The following is an 18,280-nucleotide window of genomic DNA, read 5'->3' as shown; positions in this document are numbered from 1 at the left end:
CCATGACCGCACCCGCCACCAACCGCGTCCTCGCCCACACCGGTGCGCGCTACCCCATCATCCAGGCGCCCATGGGCTGGATTGCGCGCACGCAGCTGGCATCGGCCGTGTCACGCGCGGGCGGGCTGGGCATCATCGAGACCTCGTCGGGCGAGACGGCCAACTGCCAGGCCGAGATCACCAAGATGAGCGCACTGGGCCTGCCGTTTGGCGTGAATCTGCCCATCCGCTTTTTGAAGGACGACGCCATGCTGCGCTTTGTGTGCGCGTCGGGCGTAAAGTTTGTGACCACCTCGGCAGGCAGCCCAGCCAAGTTCATTGCGCCGCTCAAGGATGCGGGCATCACCGTGTACCACGCGGTACCCACAGTGGACGCTGCGCTCAAATGCGTGGACGCAGGCATTGACGGCCTGGTGGTGGAAGGCGGTGAAGGCGGCGGGTTCAAAAACCCCGAAGAAGTGTCCACCCTGGTGCTGCTGCAGGCCATCCGGGCGCGGGTGGACGTGCCATTAGTGGCAGCCGGGGGCATCTGCGACGGGCGTGGCATGGCCGCAGCCTTTGCGCTGGGGGCCGAGGCCGTGCAGATGGGCACGCGGTTTGTCAGCTGCGCCGAGAGCCCCGTGCACGCCAACTACAAAAACGCCATCGTCGATGCGGGCGTGACCGGCACCTGGATGCTCAACACCAAAGCCAGCCCCTGCATCCGTGCGCTCAAGTCGCAGCGCACGCAGGCCATCCACGAGGCCGGCCTGATGCCCGCCGACAGCTTTGCGGGCATCCAGCGCGTGTACTTTGACGGCGACATGGAGGCAGCCCCGGCGCTGGCCGGGCAGACCGTGGGATTGATTGACGCCGTCAAGACCGCGCAGCAGATCATCGACGACATGGTGGCGGAGTTCTTTGCGATCAGCCAGCGCATGGGCGCGATGGGCATGGCGCGGTCGTTCGGCTGAGGCACCGGGAAGAGGTCCTGCAAGCCCCCTGCGGATGCCCCCGCCGCCACGCGAACAAACGCGTGGCAACACCCAGAACACCGGTAACATGTGGTTACCCGCACCCCCTGCCGAGGACGCCCGAAAGCACCACGACCATGTTCTTGCCCGCCGACGATAAAGCCCTGCTCAAAACGGTGCTGGTTGTGGATGACACCCGCGAAAACCTGACCGTCATTGGCCAACTGCTGCGCCCGTACTACCACGTGCGGGTGGCCAACTCAGGGCAGCGGGCCTTGCAGGTCGCCCAGTCCCAGCCGGTGCCCGACATCATCCTGCTCGATGTGATGATGCCCGAGATGGACGGCTACGAGGTGCTGGCCGCCCTGCGTGCAGCGCCTGAGACGCGCGAGATCCCGGTGATCTTTGTGACCGCCCTCGACGCCATCGCCGACGAGGAGCGCGGCCTGCAGGCGGGCGCGGTGGACTATGTGACCAAGCCCATCAAGCCCGCCGTGCTGCTGGCGCGGGTGCGCACCCACCTGGAGCTGAAGGCCGCGCGCGACTGGCTGGCCGACCAGAACAGCTACCTGGACGCCGAAGTGCAACGGCGCATGACCGAGAACGAGCTGATCAAGGACTTCAGCCTGCACGCCATGGCCACGCTGGCCGAAAAGCGCGACAACGAAACCGGCAACCACCTGCACCGCACGCAGGCCTATATCGACGCGCTGATGCTGCACCTGCAGAACCATCCGCGCTTTGAGCACCTGCTGGGCAGCGCCGGCCAGCGCCGGCAGATCGCCAAGGCCGCGCCGTTGCACGATATTGGCAAGGTGGGCATCCCCGACGCCATATTGCTCAAGCCGGGGCGCCTCACCCCCGAAGAGTTCGAGGTGATGAAGACCCACGCCCGCATTGGCGCCGACGCCATCGACGAGGCCATTCGCAGCGTGTTGCAGCTGGGCCACCACCAGCCGCTGTCGCCCGGGGCGGCACCCGGGAACTCTGCCCTTGCGTTCCTGGAGACGGCGCGCCAGATCTCGGCGGGCCACCACGAAAAGTGGGACGGCTCGGGTTACCCCGAAGGCCTGCAGGGCGACGCCATACCGCTGCCCGCGCGGCTGATGGCCATCGCCGACGTGTTTGACGCCCTGATCTCGCGCCGACACTACAAGCGCGCCTTCACGCTCGACGATGCGGTGGACATCATCCGCCAAGGCCGTGGCCAGCATTTCGACCCCGATATCTGCGACGCGTTTCTCCATCTGGTGCCGCAGTTTGCGGCCATCGCGGACCGGTTTGCGGACCATCCCGCCACCGTGCCAGAGGCCTGAGCCATGCTGGCGATGCGCACCCTGCGTTTGGCCCCCGCTCCGCCCGGCAGGAGGGGCCCCCGCGCGGAAACGGGGTGGACTCGGGTGCCGGCTGTGGTGGTGGCCATGGTTGCCGCAACGGGAACGATTGCATGGCCCGACGTTGGCATCGCGCAGGACCAGGACTTCCAGGAGATCCTGGCAAGCCCTGCCCTTTTGGCACAAATGCGCCAAGGCGGCTTTGTGCTGTACCTGCGCCACGGCACCTCGGACCCCAGCCGGGTGGACAGAGCGCCGCAGGTGGACCTGAACGACTGCAGCACCCAGCGCGTCCTCAGTGATGCAGGCCGGCAACAGGCACGCGATCTGGGGCTTGCCTTGCGGCGCGCCAGGATTCCCGTGGGGGAGGTCATCCACAGCCCGATGTGCCGCGCCCGCGAGAGCGCCCAGCTCACGTTTGCCACGCAACCGCAGTTGCTGCGTGCAGAGCCCCTGCTGGCCTACACAGCCAACCTGACCAGCGAGCAGAAAAAACCCGTCGCTGCCGCCACGCGGGCCCTGGTGTCCACGCCCGTTCCCGAGGGCACCAACCGCGTCATCGTGGCGCACGCCCCCAACCTGGCCGACCTGATGGGCTACTTCGTCAAGCCCGAAGGAACCATGGTGGTGCTGCGCCCGCTGGGGCGCTCGCAATTTGAATACATGGGCAGCATTCCCCCATCGCACTGGAGCCTCCTGCTCCCTGCCAATCCCAAACGCTGATCCACCACTGCGGCCCCTTTCGCCCATGCTCCACCTGCTCAAGCGCCAACGGTTTTTTCTGCGATTTTTTCTGCCGGTGGTACTGGCCGTGCTGGTGGGCATGGGGTTTGACTATGCGGTTCAGCAACGCACCCAGGCCATCCAGCTGAAGGCGCTGCAGAGCCAGGAGAAAGACATCGAGGTGGCCGCCAAGGCAGAAGCCATCAGCCGCAAGCTGCTGGAGATCAAGCTGCGGCTGGCGCAGACCCTGACGGCCTCCAAGGACCGGCGTGTGGATGAAGCCAAGGCCTACCAGCTTCACACGCTCATCGTGGACGAAATGGCAGCGCTTGAAAAGGACCTGACCACGCTGACCACAGCCCATGATTTTTCACACGTCCAGGCCCACTACCCGGCAGCCCTGAGCGCGTTCCAGGAGTTTCGCCAGTTCGCCTTGATGAGTTCGGACCAGATGTCCATCGACCAGTCGCTGGCGGGCGAACACCTGATCAGCGCCACGGCGTACTACGGCGCGTTTGCCCTGCGCATGGGCGACATCGCCCGGACCTTCATGGACCATGCGCTCCAGAACGCAGCGGCCATACGCAGCCAACTGCAGGATTTCAATCGCCGCATGCGCATCTACAGCACGCTGGCGGCGCTGGTGTTTCTGGCGCTGTGGTTCGGGCTGTCGCTGTCCACCTCGCGGCAGCTGGACCGGCTCAATCTGATTCTTCAAAAGCTCTCGCGCGGCGAGAGCGGCCTCAGCGGCTACAAGACCTTCGCCCAGATCAAGGCCATGGCCGCGCGCAAGGGCACGCTCATTGGCGACATGGCAGATGCCGTGCTGGCGTTTCAAAAGACGCAGGACGAACGTCGCGTGGCGCTGGCAGAGCTGCACGACCGCGAGGAACTGCACGCCAACATCATCAGCCAGGCCCCCATCGGCATCGTGGTGCTGGACATGCAGACCCTGCAATTCGTCAGCTTCAACGACGCCACCAATGAATCGCTGGGCTACACGCGCGAAGAGTTTTCGCAGATGAACCTGTACGACCTGCAGCTGGACCCAGACACCGCCAAGGTCGATCAACGGCTCCAGCGCATCCAGGCCGAAGGCGGCCAGGACTTTGAGACCCAGCGGCGCGACAAGAGCGGCAACGTCCGCGATTTCTGGGTGTCCATGCGCCCCCTGCACATGCATGACCGCGAATGCATGACCGGCATCTGGGTGGACATCACCAACCGCAAGCAGTCCGAGCGCGAACTGGCCCGCTACCGCGACGAGCTGGAGCAACTGGTGGCCGAGCGCACGCTCGACCTCGAAAAGACCAGCCAGGCCCTCGCCCAGCAGACGCTGGAGCTGCAGCACACCAATGCGCAGCTGCGCAGCGCGAAGGCCATGGCCGATGAGGCCAACCAGGCCAAGAGCGCCTTCCTGGCCAACATGAGCCATGAGATCCGCACGCCCATGAACGCGATCATCGGCCTGACCCACCTGATCCGCCGTGACACCACCAACCCGCACCAGCGCCAGCAGCTGGACAAGGTGTCGGGTGCCGCCATGCACCTGCTGGCCGTGATCAACGACATCCTCGACTTTTCCAAAATCGAAGCGGGCAAGATGGCGCTGGACCCCACCGACTTCGAGCTGGAGAAGGTGGTGAGCAACGTGTTCACCATCACCGGCGACAAGGCCGAGGCCAAGGGCCTGGAGGTGATGGCCGAGCTGGCGGGGGTTCCGCCCCTGCTGCACGGGGACGGGGTGCGCCTGGGGCAGATCCTGACCAACTTCATGGGCAATGCCGTCAAGTTCACCGAACGCGGCAGCGTGTCGTTGCACGCTTTCGTCACCCACCGCGAAGACAACGAGGTGCGCCTGCGTTTTGAGGTGCGCGACACGGGCATCGGCCTGAGCCCGGAGCAGCAGGGCAAGCTGTTCCTCGCGTTCCAGCAGGCCGATGTCTCCACCACCCGCACCCATGGCGGCACGGGCCTCGGGCTGGCCATATCGCGCCGTCTGGCCCACCTCATGGGCGGGCAGGTCGGGGTGCGCAGCGAACCCGGCAAGGGCAGCACCTTCTGGTTCGAAGCCCCCTTCGGCATCAGCACCCAGGCCGCAGCACCCCGCCACGTGCAGGCACTGCCCCCGAGCACCCGCGTGCTGGTGGTCGATGACATGGAGGAGGCCCGCGAGCTGCTGGCCGACCTGCTGACCCAGCTGGGGGCCCGGGCCGACGCGGTGTCGTCGGGCACGCTGGCGCTGCAGGCCGTGGCGCAGGCCGACGAGGTGGGCGACCCGTACGAGTTGGTGCTCACCGACTGGCTGATGCCTGACCTCAATGGCACGCAAACCTGGCACCAGATCTGCGCCCTGCCGCTGCGCCACCGCCCCGCCTGCATTCTGGTCAGCGGCAGCCTGAGCTGCCCTGCGGACGAGGTGGATGCAGGCCGCTTTGCCGCGTTTTTGCCCAAGCCGGTGCTGCCCACCGCGCTCGAAGAAGTGCTGGTGCGCGTCTGGAACCGCGCGCAGACACCTGCGGAGGGGACGCCCGCGCTGCCTGCGGATGCCTCTGTCCATTTCGCCCCGGGGCTGCGTCTGTTGCTGGCAGAGGACAACGCGCTGAACCAGGAGGTGGCGTGCGAACTGTTGCAGCAACTGGGTTTTGCGGTGGACGTGGCAGGCGATGGTCTCATTGCCGTGGACCACGCCCGCCAGCAGCACTACGACCTGATCCTCATGGATATCCAGATGCCCCATCTGGACGGCCTGCAGGCCACCCGCCAGATCCGCGCGCTGCCCGGCCATGCACAGACACCCATCGTGGCCATGACGGCAAACGCCTTTGCCGAAGACCGCGCCGCCGCGCTGGCCGCCGGCATGAACGACCACCTGCCCAAGCCGGTGGACCCTGCCCAACTGGCGCGCGTGCTGGCGCACCAGCTGCCCCATGCGGTGGAAGCCGCAGGGACCGGCGCGTACCCGGTCGCTGTGCCCTCCACCCTCACCCCGACCGACGAAGCGCGCATGCGAGTTCAGCTTCAGGCGGTGGCAGGCTTTCAGTTGCAGCAGGGGTTGCGCTCGTTGGGCAACCACTTTGCGGCCCTGGTGCGGCTGCTGCAGCGCATCGTGGTCGAGCACCACCAGGACGCCCGGAAGGCGCTGCACGCGTGGCAAACCGGTGACCAGCAAGAGGCGCTGCGCACCGTGCACACGCTCAAAGGCCTGGCGGGCACGGCGGGCCTGACGGACCTGCAGACGGCAGCGCAGCAGGCCGAGGCCAGGTTGCAATCCACCCCCCAGGAAGGCCAAGGCGCGGACACCGCGCAGGCACTGCGTGATCTGGAGGGGCGGCTGCAACAGCTGGTGCAATCGCTGCGCTTTGTGGTGGATGCCAGCGCGGGTACTGCAGGGGATGGCGGGGATGCAGGGGTTAAAGGGTCAGCCCCGGCCACTGACGCCGGACAGCTGCAAGAGGCTCTGCGCAAGCTCCGCCCTTTGCTGGCCAGCGACGACCTGGATGCCAGCGCTGCGTATGCCGATCTGCATCCGGCCATGGTGCAGCACTACCCGGACCGCGCCCAGGCCTTGGCGCAGGCCATCGACGGATTCGATTTTGTGCAGGCCCTCGCGTTGCTGGATGCCACGCAGCCCCCGGCAAGCGATACCCCCAACACCACCCTCGCCAGCGCGCCCGAGCGCCCCCCTTCGGCCACCTGACGCGGCCCGTGGAACGGCGGGGCTGCGCTACACTTTTTGGCCTTGCCGCCCCGACCCTGCAGCCGCTGTGCCACCGCATGCGCCGCACACACAGGGCCATCTCTCTCCCATGCACTTGCCCTGCCCGCCCTTGCCACGCCTGCCCGCCGCCAAGCTCTGCGCCCCCTGTGCCCTGCCGCGCCTGACTGCCTGCGCGGGCGCCATCCCCGGGTTGCGCCATGTCTGACGCGCCACGCAGCGCCCCGGGGCCTGCGCTGCCCTCAGGCAACCTGCGCGGCATCATCGCCATGGTGGCGGCCGTGGGCTTCTTTTCGTTGATGGACGCACTGCTCAAGACGCTGACCGCACACTACCCGGCCATGCAGGTGGCGGCGCTGCGGGGCTGGGCCGCACTGCCGCTGGTAGCCCTGTATGCGCTGTGGCGTGGCGAGGTACCGCGGCTGCTCAAGGTGCGCTGGCCGCTGCACCTGCTGCGCGGCGGGCTCAACGTGGCCATGCTGGCGCTGTTTGCGTTCGCCATCCGTGAGCTGGCGCTGGCCGAGGCCTACACGCTGTTCTTCATTGCGCCGCTGCTCATCACAGCGCTGTCCACCGTGGTGCTGCGCGAGAAGGTGCGCCCCGCCCACTGGGTGGCCATCGCTCTGGGCATGGTGGGCGTGCTGGTGGCCCTGCGGCCCAACCAGGAGGCTTTTTTTACCCTGGGTGCGCTGGCGGTGTTGGCAGCAGCCACCTGCTACGCGGTGTCGGCCATCACGGGCCGCATGCTCACCCGCACAGACTCCAGTGCCAGCCTGGTGTTCTGGACCACCACCCTGCTGGCATTGGGCGCAGGCGCCCTCGCGTGGCCGCAGTGGGTGGGCGTGGCGCAAGCGCACTGGCCGCTGGTGGCCGGGCTCGCCGTGACCGGGTTTGCGGGGCAGCTGGCCATTACCGAGGCGTTTCGCCACGGGCAGGCCTCGGTGGTGGCACCGTTTGAATACACGGCACTGGCCTGGGGCATGGGGCTGGACTGGGTGCTCTGGCACACAGCACCGGGCTACAGCACGCTGCTGGGCGGCGCCATCATCATCGGCAGCGGCCTGTACCTGGTGCGCCAGGAGCGCACTCAGGCGGTGGTGCCGCCTTGATGCGGTCACCCCCACCAGCCAGCAGGGCAAGATGGGTTCAATCCGCGCGCGGGCGTGCGGTGTGGTCTGACAAGCAGCCACGCGGGGACGGCCTGTAATGGGAGTCTGGAACGCAACCACGCCAAGGAGCCCCCCATGTCCTCACCCGCCCCTCAGCACGCCACCATCCAGGGCCATGTGACGTATCGCCCCGGTGACGGCGCACCGCTCACGATTCCCAAAGGCCCGGTCGAAGTCACGCAAGCCAAGGACAGCGCCACCCTCAGCTGGACGGCCGACAACGACGCGGCCGGCTCGGCCGCCCTGCCCAAGGACCAGTTCAACCAGTATGTGCGGGAAGGCAAGATCCAGCTGCACGGCTGATTTTCACTATTATTTTGATAGCTATTAGCGCTTTATGATCAAGCGCTTCCGCCCCATTTCATTCAATATTCCCGTCCATGCAACTCGAAGACGTTCTTCATTTCTGGTTTGAGCAGCTCACTCCCCAGCAACACTTTGCGCGGGACGATGCAGTGGATGCGCAAATCCGCGAACGTTTCGCGCCCGCATGGCAGGCGGCGCAGCGGTGCGAACTTTCGGCATGGCGCGCGTCCCCCGCCGGGCGGCTGGCCGAGATCATTGTGCTGGACCAGTTCTCGCGCAATCTGCACCGCGGCTCGCCGTTGGCGTTTGCCCAGGACGCTTTGGCCCTGGCGCTGGCGCAGGAGCTGGTGGCCGGGCAAAACGACCGCGCATTGCCACCTGTCCAGCGCGCATTTGCCTACATGCCTTACATGCACAGCGAATCGCCCGTGATCCACGAACAGGCCATGGTGCTGTTTGACCAGCCGGGGCTGGAGAGCAACCTGAAGTTCGAGGTGCTGCACCGCGACATCATTGCCCGGTTCGGCCGCTACCCGCACCGCAACGCGGTGCTCGGCCGCACCTCGACGCCCGAAGAAGTGGCGTTTTTGGAGCAGCCCGGCTCGTCGTTCTAGGGCCGGCCACCAGGCCGCCCCCTCTTCAGCATCTCAGAACATGTTGGCGATCTCGCAGGGGATCGATCGCCAACACGTTCTCAGATAGGCCGCGTGAGGTACACCGCCTCGCGGCCCACGATGGGCTCGCGGGTGGGCATGAGGATGGTGCAGTCATCGCACAGCGCACGGATCTCGTGCGGGCCATCGGTGGCGATGAGGTCACCCTTGGCAAACACCTCAAACCCTTGTACCGGCCGCGTGAAGCGGAAGTCCGCCGTGCGCACCATGCAGGTCTCCAGCAGCTCGTAGCGGCGTTGCTCTGCCGGTGCGGGCCGGTCGGACACCGGCGCGATGAGGCCAAAATGCGCCAGAAAGTCCAGCGCCACCATCGTGGCCATATCGGCCGCCGACTGGCGGAAATGCTGCCCGCACTCCACCACGAGCGCCACGCCATCACCCTCTGTCTGCCCATGGCGGCCATGCTGGATGAGCGGCGTGCCCGACCCCAGGCCGCTGGGCATCACCAGGTGCACCGGCGGGCGGCCGATGGCCAGCGCCACTTCGGCATTGCGCGGATAGGAGGGATACACCCAGAACGGCTGTACGTCCTGGCTGGTGGAATGGATGTCGAGGATGTGATCGGCCGCAGCCACCACCGGTCGCAGGACGCGGGCACGCTGCAGCTCGGGGCTGTCGGCGGTGCCGTCCAGCTCAGCCGCCGACCAGATGCGGTTGAGGTTGTGCACCAGCTGGCGGCTCTCGAACGGGCGGCTCTGGTCGAACGACTCGTACGCGGCCACATTGGCAAAGCTGATGGTCAGCGTGCCGATGAGGGGACGCACGCCCGTGTCCAGCAGGTGCGTGGCGGCCACCATGCCGCAGATCTCGTTGCCATGCGTGAGGGCATTGATGAGCACGTGCGGCCCGGGCTTGCCCGACTCAAAGCGGTGCACATAGTCGATGCCCACATTGCCCTGGCGGTAGGCCGAGAGGTCGCGGGGGAGGACTTCAAAAACGGGAGGGTTCTGCGTCATGGCGGTGAATTAATAAGATGACACATCATTGTCCGCGCAAAGCCGGATCGTTGCTGAGCGCGGTGTACGATGCCCGCCGGTCCAGTCCCTTCTGCGCCCCGCTCCATGCCCACTGCCCGACTTTGCCCGCTGGCCGATGTGGCCCACCGCCTCCCTCCTGCCGGCTGGATGGCCGAGCGCCTGGCGCAAGACCCTGCGGCGCTGGCCAATGAAACCGCGCTATGGATCACGGGCGATGTGCAATGGCCCGCACTGCACCTCGACGCGCCCTTGGCCCCGGGCAGCCCATTGGGCTCATGGTTGCAAGACCTTGCGGATGGCTTTGGCGCCGACTCTCTGCCCAGTGCGCTCTTTCTGATCCTGGTGGACGGAGACCTGCGCATCGACGGCGCCTTGACCAGTGCCGATACCGACGGCACCACGCACCTCATCGTCGCCGGCAACGCCCACCTGCACAACGCTGTGGTGGGCGGGCAGCTGGTGTGCGTGCAGGGCACGCTGCGCGTGGACGAACTGCTGTGGGGCCACCACAACCACGGCGAGCTGTGGGTACACGGCGGATTGCAGGCGCGTGTGGCGCTGTTCACCGACGAATACCACCTGCACATCAAGGGGTCCGAGCAGGTGGATTTCTTGCTGGACGAGGTGCGCAATGTGCCGCACCTTGCCGAGTTCTCCTCCGAGATCGTGGGCGCCGTATTCGCACCCGAGTTCTACGACGGCGTGGATGCGGGCGAAGGCGGCCTGGCCGCCATGCTCAACCGCAACCAGGTGCTGGCCGCCGTGCGTGCTGGCCAGAGCGCGGTGCGCACCAGCGCAGGCATCGACGCCGACCAGCCCATGGCCCACGACCTGTGCGCCGACAACGCCATCAGCATCGAGAACATTCGGGCAGTGGTGCACACGCCGGTGATCGCGCACAAGGAGCACAAGGCCTCCGGCTGGTTCCTGCAGACCGATTTTTCACTCTGCCAGCGGCATGTGGACGAAGAAGGCGACGCGCGCGACGACAACGTGTTCATCACCGTGTGGAAGGCCTGGGACTTTTACCTGTCCGTGGAGCAGGTGCCTGCGCCCCGCAACTGGCTGGAGCGGCTGGCGACCAAGGTGTGGCGCAGCGCGGTGCCCACCGCAGCGCAGCGCACGCTGCTTTACCGCCGCTACACACAAGGGGAACCCGGCCCCTGGCAAGTGCTGACGCCCCCGCCAGACGCCGGCAGCGCCCCCGAAGCCTGGAAGGCCTGCGAACACGCCTGGCGCGGCGTGCTGGACTACGTGCGCAAGGCCGTGGGCCAGCACCGCGCCCGCTACCCGCTCTACCAGCGCCTGCAGGCCACATTGACGGCAGAGCACATCGAGGCTTTCACCAGCCTGCCGGTGTTCGCCGAGCAGTACAACGACTGGTGGGACAGTGACCGCAGCGGCTATTGGGAGGACGAGGTGTGGGTGGGAGCCCGCCAGCCCTGCATGCACAACGGCGTGCCGTGGGGCCGCGTACTCAAATACAGCTGGCGCAACGGCGACGATGCACCGGGCGATGACGAAGACAACGCCCACAGCGCCTACCAGATCGACGTGGACGAGGCCCGCGAAGGCCCCGCTGTGGTCGAGTTCAGCTACACCCAGCGCCAAAGCGACAGCCGCGCCCCCCTGCCCCGCTGCGCCGCCGACCACGTGGCCCGATTGCTGCGCTTTCACGGCCTGGTGCAGGCCCGCATCCGCGCGCGGCACGAAGAGGCGCAGGCCCAGCAGACCGAGGCCCGCGGCCTCGAAGCCGCCGCTCAACGGCCAGCCACGCCACCGCCGACGGCTGGTCTGCCCGATGCAGGAGGGGTTGAAGGGCGTTGAGTTAACCACCACCTTGCGTGGCGCGACTATGCTCCGGGGCCTGACTTCTGTATTCGGCCAGAAGCAGCCTTGGATGACCAGAATGAAACCACAACTCCGGATCAGGGTCAGCACCGTGCTGCTATGCGCGGGTTTGCTTCTCCTGCCTTGGTCATCAACGCTGCTCGCAACCCCCAAACTCCCTGCATCTTTGGATGGCATCCAGCATTTTCTGAATGGCATGATTCTCGATGTTGGGCCCCTGTTGTTTTTTGTGGCTTTTGTCATCGCCTCAGGCCTTCTCGTCGCTGCAATCTGGCGGCGGCAATGGGCATGCGCAAGTCAGTCAATGGCAGAGATGTCAGCTTGTGTTCTGGCTTTCAGCGCAGTACCAGCGTACTAATTCAGCGCCTCATTGATCGCTGGCGTTGCTGTTTTGAACGCATCAAATTTCCGCTTTGGGCCCAAAGGTGACAGTGGTGGCGATGGCTTAGAGGCGTCAACGGTACTCCGCGTTGGTCAGAGCGAGGAATAGATGTGTGTGATTCTTGATCAAGCTTTCCGGAGTTCGCGGACTATCTTGCTTTGCCGGTACATTGGCAGCGGTCCCCGATTGCGAAAGACGAATCATGCACATGCGATACGCGGCGCTTTTGCTGCCGCTCCTACTCGCGCCTTTGCTATTCACCTCACCTGTTGCGTGCGGATGCGAGCCCGATCCAGGCTCCCTAGCGGGTCAGATGTCGATCTATGTATCTGCCGGCGGCCGACCAGTATCCGCCTCAGAGAATCAATCACTCGCCAATATCGCATTTGCAGGCAAGGACATCCGCCACCTCGCCGCTGAGGGCTCTTCTCATCAAAATTGCCAGCGGACCAGCCCGACTCACCTTGAGTGCATTTATTGGAATGAAGTTGGCATCGCCTATAGCAGCGGCCGAGTGGTGCACATAGCTGCCGATGCGACCTATCGGGTTACTGCCGTCACCGTTTCGACTATCCGAAAACTGTTTGGAGTGTCTTTCGGGTGAGGCGCTAGTCTTTTAATGGAGCACAGCCACTTGATTCACATGCTTACAGCCTGAGTCAGCAATAGGGCTACGACCGCTTCTGGCCGGATTCTGCCCCATGGCGAGGGGCGCTAGCAGGCCCACACCGCACTCTCATTTCGATCTGCAAACAAACACATACCGACCACGGCCGTGAAATCGCTGGAACACGGCTACTCGCCCGCTTCCACACTCTGCGTTGGCCAGCTTTTTGACGTCCTCCTGTGTCGCAAAAGCAGGCCTCGCGATTTGCACTCCAAAGTCGTAGGACTCCACGACTCGCGGCTGGCAACCTTTCGATATCGCCGCAATGCCCAATCCCAATACAAGCGCAAGAAGTCTCATGGGCGCTGTTGCATGTGCGCGCCATGAGCGGGGCCTGACAGGTCGGCACCGGCAAGCGCCGTGCATGCACTGCGCAGACAGTCCCCGTCCCCGGTGAATCCATCTGCGGCCAGCACCTCACTGTGGCACCAGTTCCACCCGTCGGTTCTTGGCCCGACCTTCTTCACTGCTGTTGCTGGCTACGGGTGCGAGCGACGCCACACCGTTGCCCACCAGGCGATTAGCGGCGATGCCGTAGTCCTTGGCCAGCACGGCGGCCACGGCATCGGCGCGGCGCTTGGACAGTGCCAGATTGCTGTCGAAGCCGCCCACACTGTCGGTGTGCCCCACCACGTGCAGTTTGACGGCGGGCTCGGCCTTCAGGAACGCGGCGATCTGCTCCAGTGAAGGTTTGGACTCGGGCTTCACATCGGCCTTGCCGGTGTCGAACAGGATGCCGTAGATGGCGACCTTGCCATTGGCGGTGATGGACTTGCTGATGTCGGAAGCGCTGACCACCACCATGTTCTGCTCCATGGCCTTGGTCTCCAGGATGTCCACGGCGATGTACGCACCCTGCCTGGATTTGTAGGTGGCGTCTTCCTTGGGCCAGTCGATAGCGACCAGGCGCACGGTGGTGCTGCCCTTCTGGAAGGTGCCGGTGCGCACGGAGCTGGCGTCGGCGGCGTACATCACGTATTCGCTGCGGTTGTTCTTGATGAAGTCGCGCTGGCCGCTGCTGAAGTTGGCCAAGAAGTTGGTGTAGCTGCCTGCTGCGCTGTCGCGCGTGGAGTCGTACAGCACCGCATAGCCACTGGCCGTGAGGTCGTTCGCATAGTTGCGAAACAACTCCAGCGATCGCGTGGCACCCGGGGCCTCGTACCACAGGCGGGTGAGCTTGCCCTCCAGCGCCAGCGGCGGCTGCACATAGCGCCGCTTGTTGGCCTGCAGGTCGAACTCTTTGAACGTGGAGGTCTGGAACTCTACGGCGTCGAAGTTGCGCACCTCGTAGCCCACGATGGTGCTGCCGCCAAAACGCTTCACGGCCGGGTGGTCTTTGGCGCCGGGCAGGTCTTGCGCAGCGGCTGGTGCCTGGCTGGCCAGGACCAGGAACCCGAGGCACAGCGATGCGCCCCACTGACGAAACAGCTTCATGCTCATGGGCATTCTCCGGTTGAGGGCACGCATCGCAAGCTGGCGCTGCACCCGGCGCTGCGACAGGACGGCGGGCCGCAGCCATCATAGGCGAGCGCTTGGCGGCGCACCACGTGGCCTGTGGGTTGCGCTCTGCCACAAACCACCGCGTTCGCGAAATGCATCACGGTCTGGCACCTGGTTATGCCTTCTGCCGCCCACCGCAGGTTGCAGACAGTGCGTGGGGCCAAGCCCCGCAGCGACTGCGGGTGCATTTTGTGACGTACCATCTTCGCACGGTCCCATCCCGAGACCTTTCAAGGAGGCCCCATGGCCAAAGGCGAACAGCGCAGCAACAAGATGGCAAAGAAACCCAAGAAGGACACTTCGCCACCCAAGGAATACAGTGGCTCCGACCGGCCCACGCCGCCGATGACCACCATCCTGCCCAAGGGCAAGGACAAGGACAAATACAAGTAAGCCACCACGGCCCACCACACGGGCAGGACGATTTGCTATCAAAAAATAGCTGCAGACGCTTATTCAAAGGGCGCCTGCAGCTATTTTTATTTCCAATAGCGTTCCACCCTGGCCCGAGGGCACGCCGCCGATGCCTCCGTCTCAGGCGGGCTGGGTCAGCCGCGCCAGCCACTGGGCATCGGGCTCGGGGCGGCTAAACAGGTAGCCCTGGTAGACGATGTCCGGCGCGCGCTGGCGCAGGAAGTCGGCCTGGGCCTGGGTCTCCACCCCCTCGGCCACCACGCGCAGGCCAAAGTGCCGCGCCACCGACAAGATGCCCTCCACCAGCACGCCATCGTCGGCATTGGTGGGTGCCTCGTGCACAAACGACCGGTCGATCTTCAGCTCCTGGATCGGCAGGCGCTTGAGGTAGGCCAGCGACGAATACCCGGTGCCAAAGTCATCCAGCGACATGTCCACGCCCAGCGCGGCCAGCGCGCGCATCTTGGCCACCGCGTCGTCAAAATCGTCGATCACCAGCCCCTCGGTCACCTCCAGCGTGAGCAGCCGGGGGTCAGCGCCCGTGGCGGCCAGCACCGCCTGCAGTTGCCTCACAAAGCCCGCCTGGCGAAACTGCCGGGCGCTGAGGTTGACCGACAGCCGCAGCCGCCGCTCGCTGAACACCGGCTGCGCCAGCAACGCGCAGGCACGGGCCAGCACCCATTCGCCGAGACTGACGATGAGGTCGGACTCCTCGGCCACCGGGATGAAAACGCCCGGCGCCACCAGGCCGTCGCGCGGGTGTTGCCAGCGCACCAGCACCTCGGCCCCGGTGATCTGGCCCGACACATCGACCTGCGATTGCAGGTGCAGCCGCAGCTCGCCCGCGCCAATGGCGTGGCGCAGTTCACGCTCTACCCGAAAGCGCTGCTCGGCCGCCTCGCCCATGCCCTGTTCAAAAAACGCGGCCCGCCCGCCACCGGCCTGCTTGGCCCGGTGCAGGGCAGTGCCCGCGCGCCGCAGCGCGTCGTGTGCGCCGTCGTCCGCCGTTTGCGGGTACAAGGTGATGCCCACACTGGCGCCCAGTTGCGCGTCCTGCGCGTCGCCTTCCAGGCGCAGGGGTCGCAGCAAGGCGGTCTGCAACTTCTCGGCAAAGGCCAGCGCATGGCGACCCGCCAGCGAGGCGTCGGCCCCCAGGCCATGCAGCACCACGGCAAACTCGTCGCCCGCCACGCGCACCAGCAGGTCCTGCGGGGGCAGGATCTCGGACAGGCGCAGCGCCACGGCACACAGCAGGCGGTCGCCCATTTCACTGCCCCGCGCATCGTTGAAGGTGGTGAAGCGGTCCAGGTCCAGCAGCAGCAGGGCGTGCTGGGTGGACAGCACACGGCCGGGGCGCCCGCGCAGTGCATGCAGGCGCTCCATCAGCGTGGAGCGGTTGGGCAGGCTGGTGAGGCTGTCGAAATGCACCAGGCGATGGATCTCGTCGGCCGCGCGCTTGCGTTCGGTGATGTCCTGTTTGAGCTCCACGTAGTGGCTCACGCGGCCATCGGGCTGGCGGATGGGGGACACCACGACAGACTCGATCAATGCCTGGCCGTCCTTGCGGTAGTTGACCTGCTCACCCGCCCAGCTGTCGCCGCGTGCCAGCGTGGTGCGCAGCCCTTCGCGTTGTGCTGGCGCCAAGCCGTTGCTTGAATAGTCTGCCGAGGAGCGGCCCACCACCTCGTCGCGCGCATAGCCCGTGCGGCGCACGAAGGCCTCGTTGACGTATTCGATGTCTTCGCGCAGATCGATGATGACGATGGCCTCGGGGCTTTGCTCCACGGCCCGCAGCAGCTTGCGCAGCGATGCCTCGCTGGCCGCCAGGTTGGCCGCTGTCTGCTGGGCCTCGCGCACCCGGCTCATGTAGTTGCGGCGCGACAGCAGTGTGGCCGCGGCCGTCAGCGCCAGAATGCCCGCGAAGTACACCGCACCCGCCAGGCGGTTGGCCACCTGCACCGGCTTGAGCAGGCCCTGAATGTCCGCCCAGATGAAACCCAGAAACAGCAAGGCCGTGAGCCCCACCAGCGTGAGCGTGGCACGCACACCCAGCAGCCACCCCGCCAGCACGATGATCACCGGGTAATTCAGCAGGTTGGGGCCGTTCACGCCGCCATTGCGGGCGGCCACCAGCGACACGGACACCCATACGCCCCACACCAGCAGATGGGTGGCCAACGTCCAGCGCCGCCAGCGCGCCAGCAGCAGGGCCGTGCCACCAATGCAGCCTGCCGCGAAGTTGAGAGCCACCCGCACCGGCTGCACTGGCTCATCCCGTAGCAACAGCAAACCAATGACAAAACCCAGCAACATCACGGCCCAGCCTGCCACGCGCACCAGGTGGCGCGTCGTGGCGTCTTCGTGGTCTGGCAGCGGAACAGCGGGGGCTTCGGCCATGGCAACGGAATGTGCGGGGGAGGAAGCCATCGTAACCGCAGGCATAGAAAACGCCTATGAACAAAACGCCACCGGCGCGGCTGCGGCGCCCGCCCATCGGCATCGGCACGGACAGCACCGCAGCCGCACACGCCGGTACGGCAGATGCAAGGCGGCCGCTGCAAGCCCGGGGCCGGCCGACGCAGGCCCTACGGCTCAGTCCGTGTCGCTATCGGGTGCTGGCTCTCGCACGCCAGAGCCCTTGCCCTTGGCCTTGGCGCGCGCGTCTTTCTTGGCCTGGCGCTTGGCGTCTTCCGCCAGGCCCGCAGCGCGCCAAGCCTCGAACTCGGCCGGGGTCTCCAGCGTAATGCGGCCCAGGATGGCGCTGCGGAAATCGGTCATCACGATCTCGGCCGTCTTTTGCAGATTGACCCGGCCACCGCCCAGCATGGCGCCGCGTTTGCGGCCAATGGCTTCGAGCAGTTCTTCGTCGTGCATCTCGGCCACCGCACCCGCGGGCAGGCCCAGCTTGTAGCGTGCCTCCAGCAAGGGGGCGTAATGCTTCTGCAGGCGGCGCAGCAGCTCCAGCGCCACCAGTTCTTCGTCATACGCATTGCGGCCCACGGCGCCACTGGCGGCCAGGTTGTAACCGGTCTCGGGTACCACGATGCGCGGCCACAGCATGCCGGGGGTGTCCCACAGGTAGAAGTCGTCGGCCAGGGTGATGCGCTGTTCCAGCTTGGTGATGCCGGCCTCGTCACCGGTCTTGGCCTGGCGCTTGTTCGACAGCGTGTTGATCAGGGTGGACTTGCCCACGTTGGGCACGCCGCAGATCAGCACGCGCATGGGCTTGGCCATGCCCCCCCGGTTCGGCGACAGCGCATGGCATCCGTCGATGAGCTTGCGCGCAGGCGCGGGGTCGCTGGCATCGAGCGGCACGGCGCGCGTGTCGCTCTGGGCGTTGTACCAGTCCACCCACAACGCCGTGCGCTCGGGGTCGGCCACGTCCTGCTTGTTGAGCACCTTGAGCGTGGGCTTGTGGCCCGTGATCTCGGCCAGCAGCGGGTTGGCGCTGGAGCCGGGCAGGCGCGCGTCCAGCACCTCGATCACCACGTCAATGTCCTTGATGCGTTCGGTGATGGCTTTGCGGGTCAGGTGCATGTGACCGGGGAACCACTGGATGGCCATGCGGGGTACTTTCTACGTTGTTCTGAGGTGTCCGAGGGTGGCAAGGAT

14 protein-coding genes are annotated in these 18,280 nt (G+C 66.0%); 10 read left to right on the top strand and 4 right to left on the bottom strand.

The annotated features are described in order from the left end of the window. Positions 1-2 precede the first annotated feature (2 nt). The 7 genes from C8C99_RS04075 to C8C99_RS04045 all read left to right on the top strand — a co-directional run bounded on the left by C8C99_RS04075 (position 3) and on the right by C8C99_RS04045 (position 8,817). The gene (locus tag C8C99_RS04075) at positions 3-953 is read left to right on the top strand and encodes a nitronate monooxygenase family protein (RefSeq protein ID WP_108625027.1); all 951 of its coding nucleotides are present in this window, start codon (positions 3-5) and stop codon (positions 951-953) included. A 137-nt stretch (positions 954-1,090) separates the two neighbouring features. Next, a complete protein-coding gene (locus C8C99_RS04070) occupies positions 1,091-2,269 on the top strand; it encodes a two-component system response regulator (protein ID WP_108625026.1) in 1,179 nt (392 codons plus the stop codon). 105 nt (positions 2,270-2,374) lie between these two features. Next, on the top strand, positions 2,375-3,010 hold the full coding sequence (locus C8C99_RS04065) for a histidine phosphatase family protein (RefSeq protein WP_108627034.1): 636 nt from the start codon (positions 2,375-2,377) through the stop codon (positions 3,008-3,010). Positions 3,011-3,035: 25 nt separating this feature from the next. Next, the gene (locus tag C8C99_RS04060) at positions 3,036-6,710 is read left to right on the top strand and encodes a response regulator (RefSeq protein WP_108625025.1); all 3,675 of its coding nucleotides are present in this window, start codon (positions 3,036-3,038) and stop codon (positions 6,708-6,710) included. Positions 6,711-6,928: 218 nt separating this feature from the next. After that, the gene (locus C8C99_RS04055) at positions 6,929-7,837 is read left to right on the top strand and encodes a DMT family transporter (RefSeq protein ID WP_108625024.1); all 909 of its coding nucleotides are present in this window, start codon (positions 6,929-6,931) and stop codon (positions 7,835-7,837) included. 135 nt (positions 7,838-7,972) lie between these two features. Next, positions 7,973-8,200 (top strand): hypothetical protein, encoded by a 228-nt coding sequence (locus C8C99_RS04050; RefSeq protein WP_108625023.1) that lies wholly within the window; start codon positions 7,973-7,975, stop codon positions 8,198-8,200. Positions 8,201-8,277: 77 nt separating this feature from the next. Next, positions 8,278-8,817, top strand: coding sequence for a DUF924 family protein (locus tag C8C99_RS04045; protein ID WP_056640386.1), 540 nt, complete (start codon positions 8,278-8,280; stop codon positions 8,815-8,817). Positions 8,818-8,897: 80 nt separating this feature from the next. Here C8C99_RS04045 and C8C99_RS04040 read toward each other — a convergent pair whose 3' ends face one another. Continuing rightward, positions 8,898-9,833 carry a succinylglutamate desuccinylase/aspartoacylase family protein gene (locus C8C99_RS04040; protein ID WP_108625022.1) on the bottom strand — a complete coding sequence of 312 codons (936 nt, stop codon included), beginning with the start codon at positions 9,831-9,833 and terminating at the stop codon, positions 8,898-8,900. A 105-nt stretch (positions 9,834-9,938) separates the two neighbouring features. Between C8C99_RS04040 and C8C99_RS04035 the strand changes: the two genes are divergently transcribed. Both C8C99_RS04035 and C8C99_RS04030 read left to right on the top strand, forming a co-directional pair. Next, entirely contained in the window at positions 9,939-11,681 is a 1,743-nt protein-coding gene (locus C8C99_RS04035; RefSeq protein ID WP_199226315.1) for a hypothetical protein, read from the top strand. 82 nt (positions 11,682-11,763) lie between these two features. After that, the gene (locus tag C8C99_RS04030; RefSeq protein WP_146186007.1) at positions 11,764-12,063 is read left to right on the top strand and encodes a hypothetical protein; all 300 of its coding nucleotides are present in this window, start codon (positions 11,764-11,766) and stop codon (positions 12,061-12,063) included. 1,108 nt (positions 12,064-13,171) lie between these two features. Here the strand turns inward: C8C99_RS04030 and C8C99_RS04025 are convergent. Continuing rightward, positions 13,172-14,194 (bottom strand): OmpA family protein, encoded by a 1,023-nt coding sequence (locus C8C99_RS04025; protein ID WP_199226314.1) that lies wholly within the window; start codon positions 14,192-14,194, stop codon positions 13,172-13,174. A gap of 303 nt (positions 14,195-14,497) precedes the next feature. On the opposite strand from C8C99_RS04025, the gene C8C99_RS24015 reads away from it, so the two are divergent. After that, entirely contained in the window at positions 14,498-14,647 is a 150-nt protein-coding gene (locus C8C99_RS24015) for a hypothetical protein (protein WP_199226312.1), read from the top strand. A 141-nt stretch (positions 14,648-14,788) separates the two neighbouring features. On the opposite strand, the gene C8C99_RS04020 is transcribed toward C8C99_RS24015, so the two are convergent. Together C8C99_RS04020 and ylqF are read right to left on the bottom strand one after the other, a co-directional pair. Then, positions 14,789-17,065 (bottom strand): bifunctional diguanylate cyclase/phosphodiesterase, encoded by a 2,277-nt coding sequence (locus C8C99_RS04020; RefSeq protein ID WP_108625019.1) that lies wholly within the window; start codon positions 17,063-17,065, stop codon positions 14,789-14,791. Between the two features lie 195 nt (positions 17,066-17,260). Next, complete coding sequence (gene ylqF, locus C8C99_RS04015; RefSeq protein ID WP_056642415.1) at positions 17,261-18,232, bottom strand: ribosome biogenesis GTPase YlqF; 972 nt, start codon at positions 18,230-18,232, stop codon at positions 17,261-17,263. Positions 18,233-18,280: the final 48 nt, after the last annotated feature.

Origin of the sequence: Acidovorax sp. 107 (assembly GCF_003058055.1) — a bacterium.
Lineage (GTDB): Bacteria > Pseudomonadota > Gammaproteobacteria > Burkholderiales > Burkholderiaceae_C > Acidovorax.
This window is presented reverse-complemented; position numbering and strand designations above follow the sequence as displayed.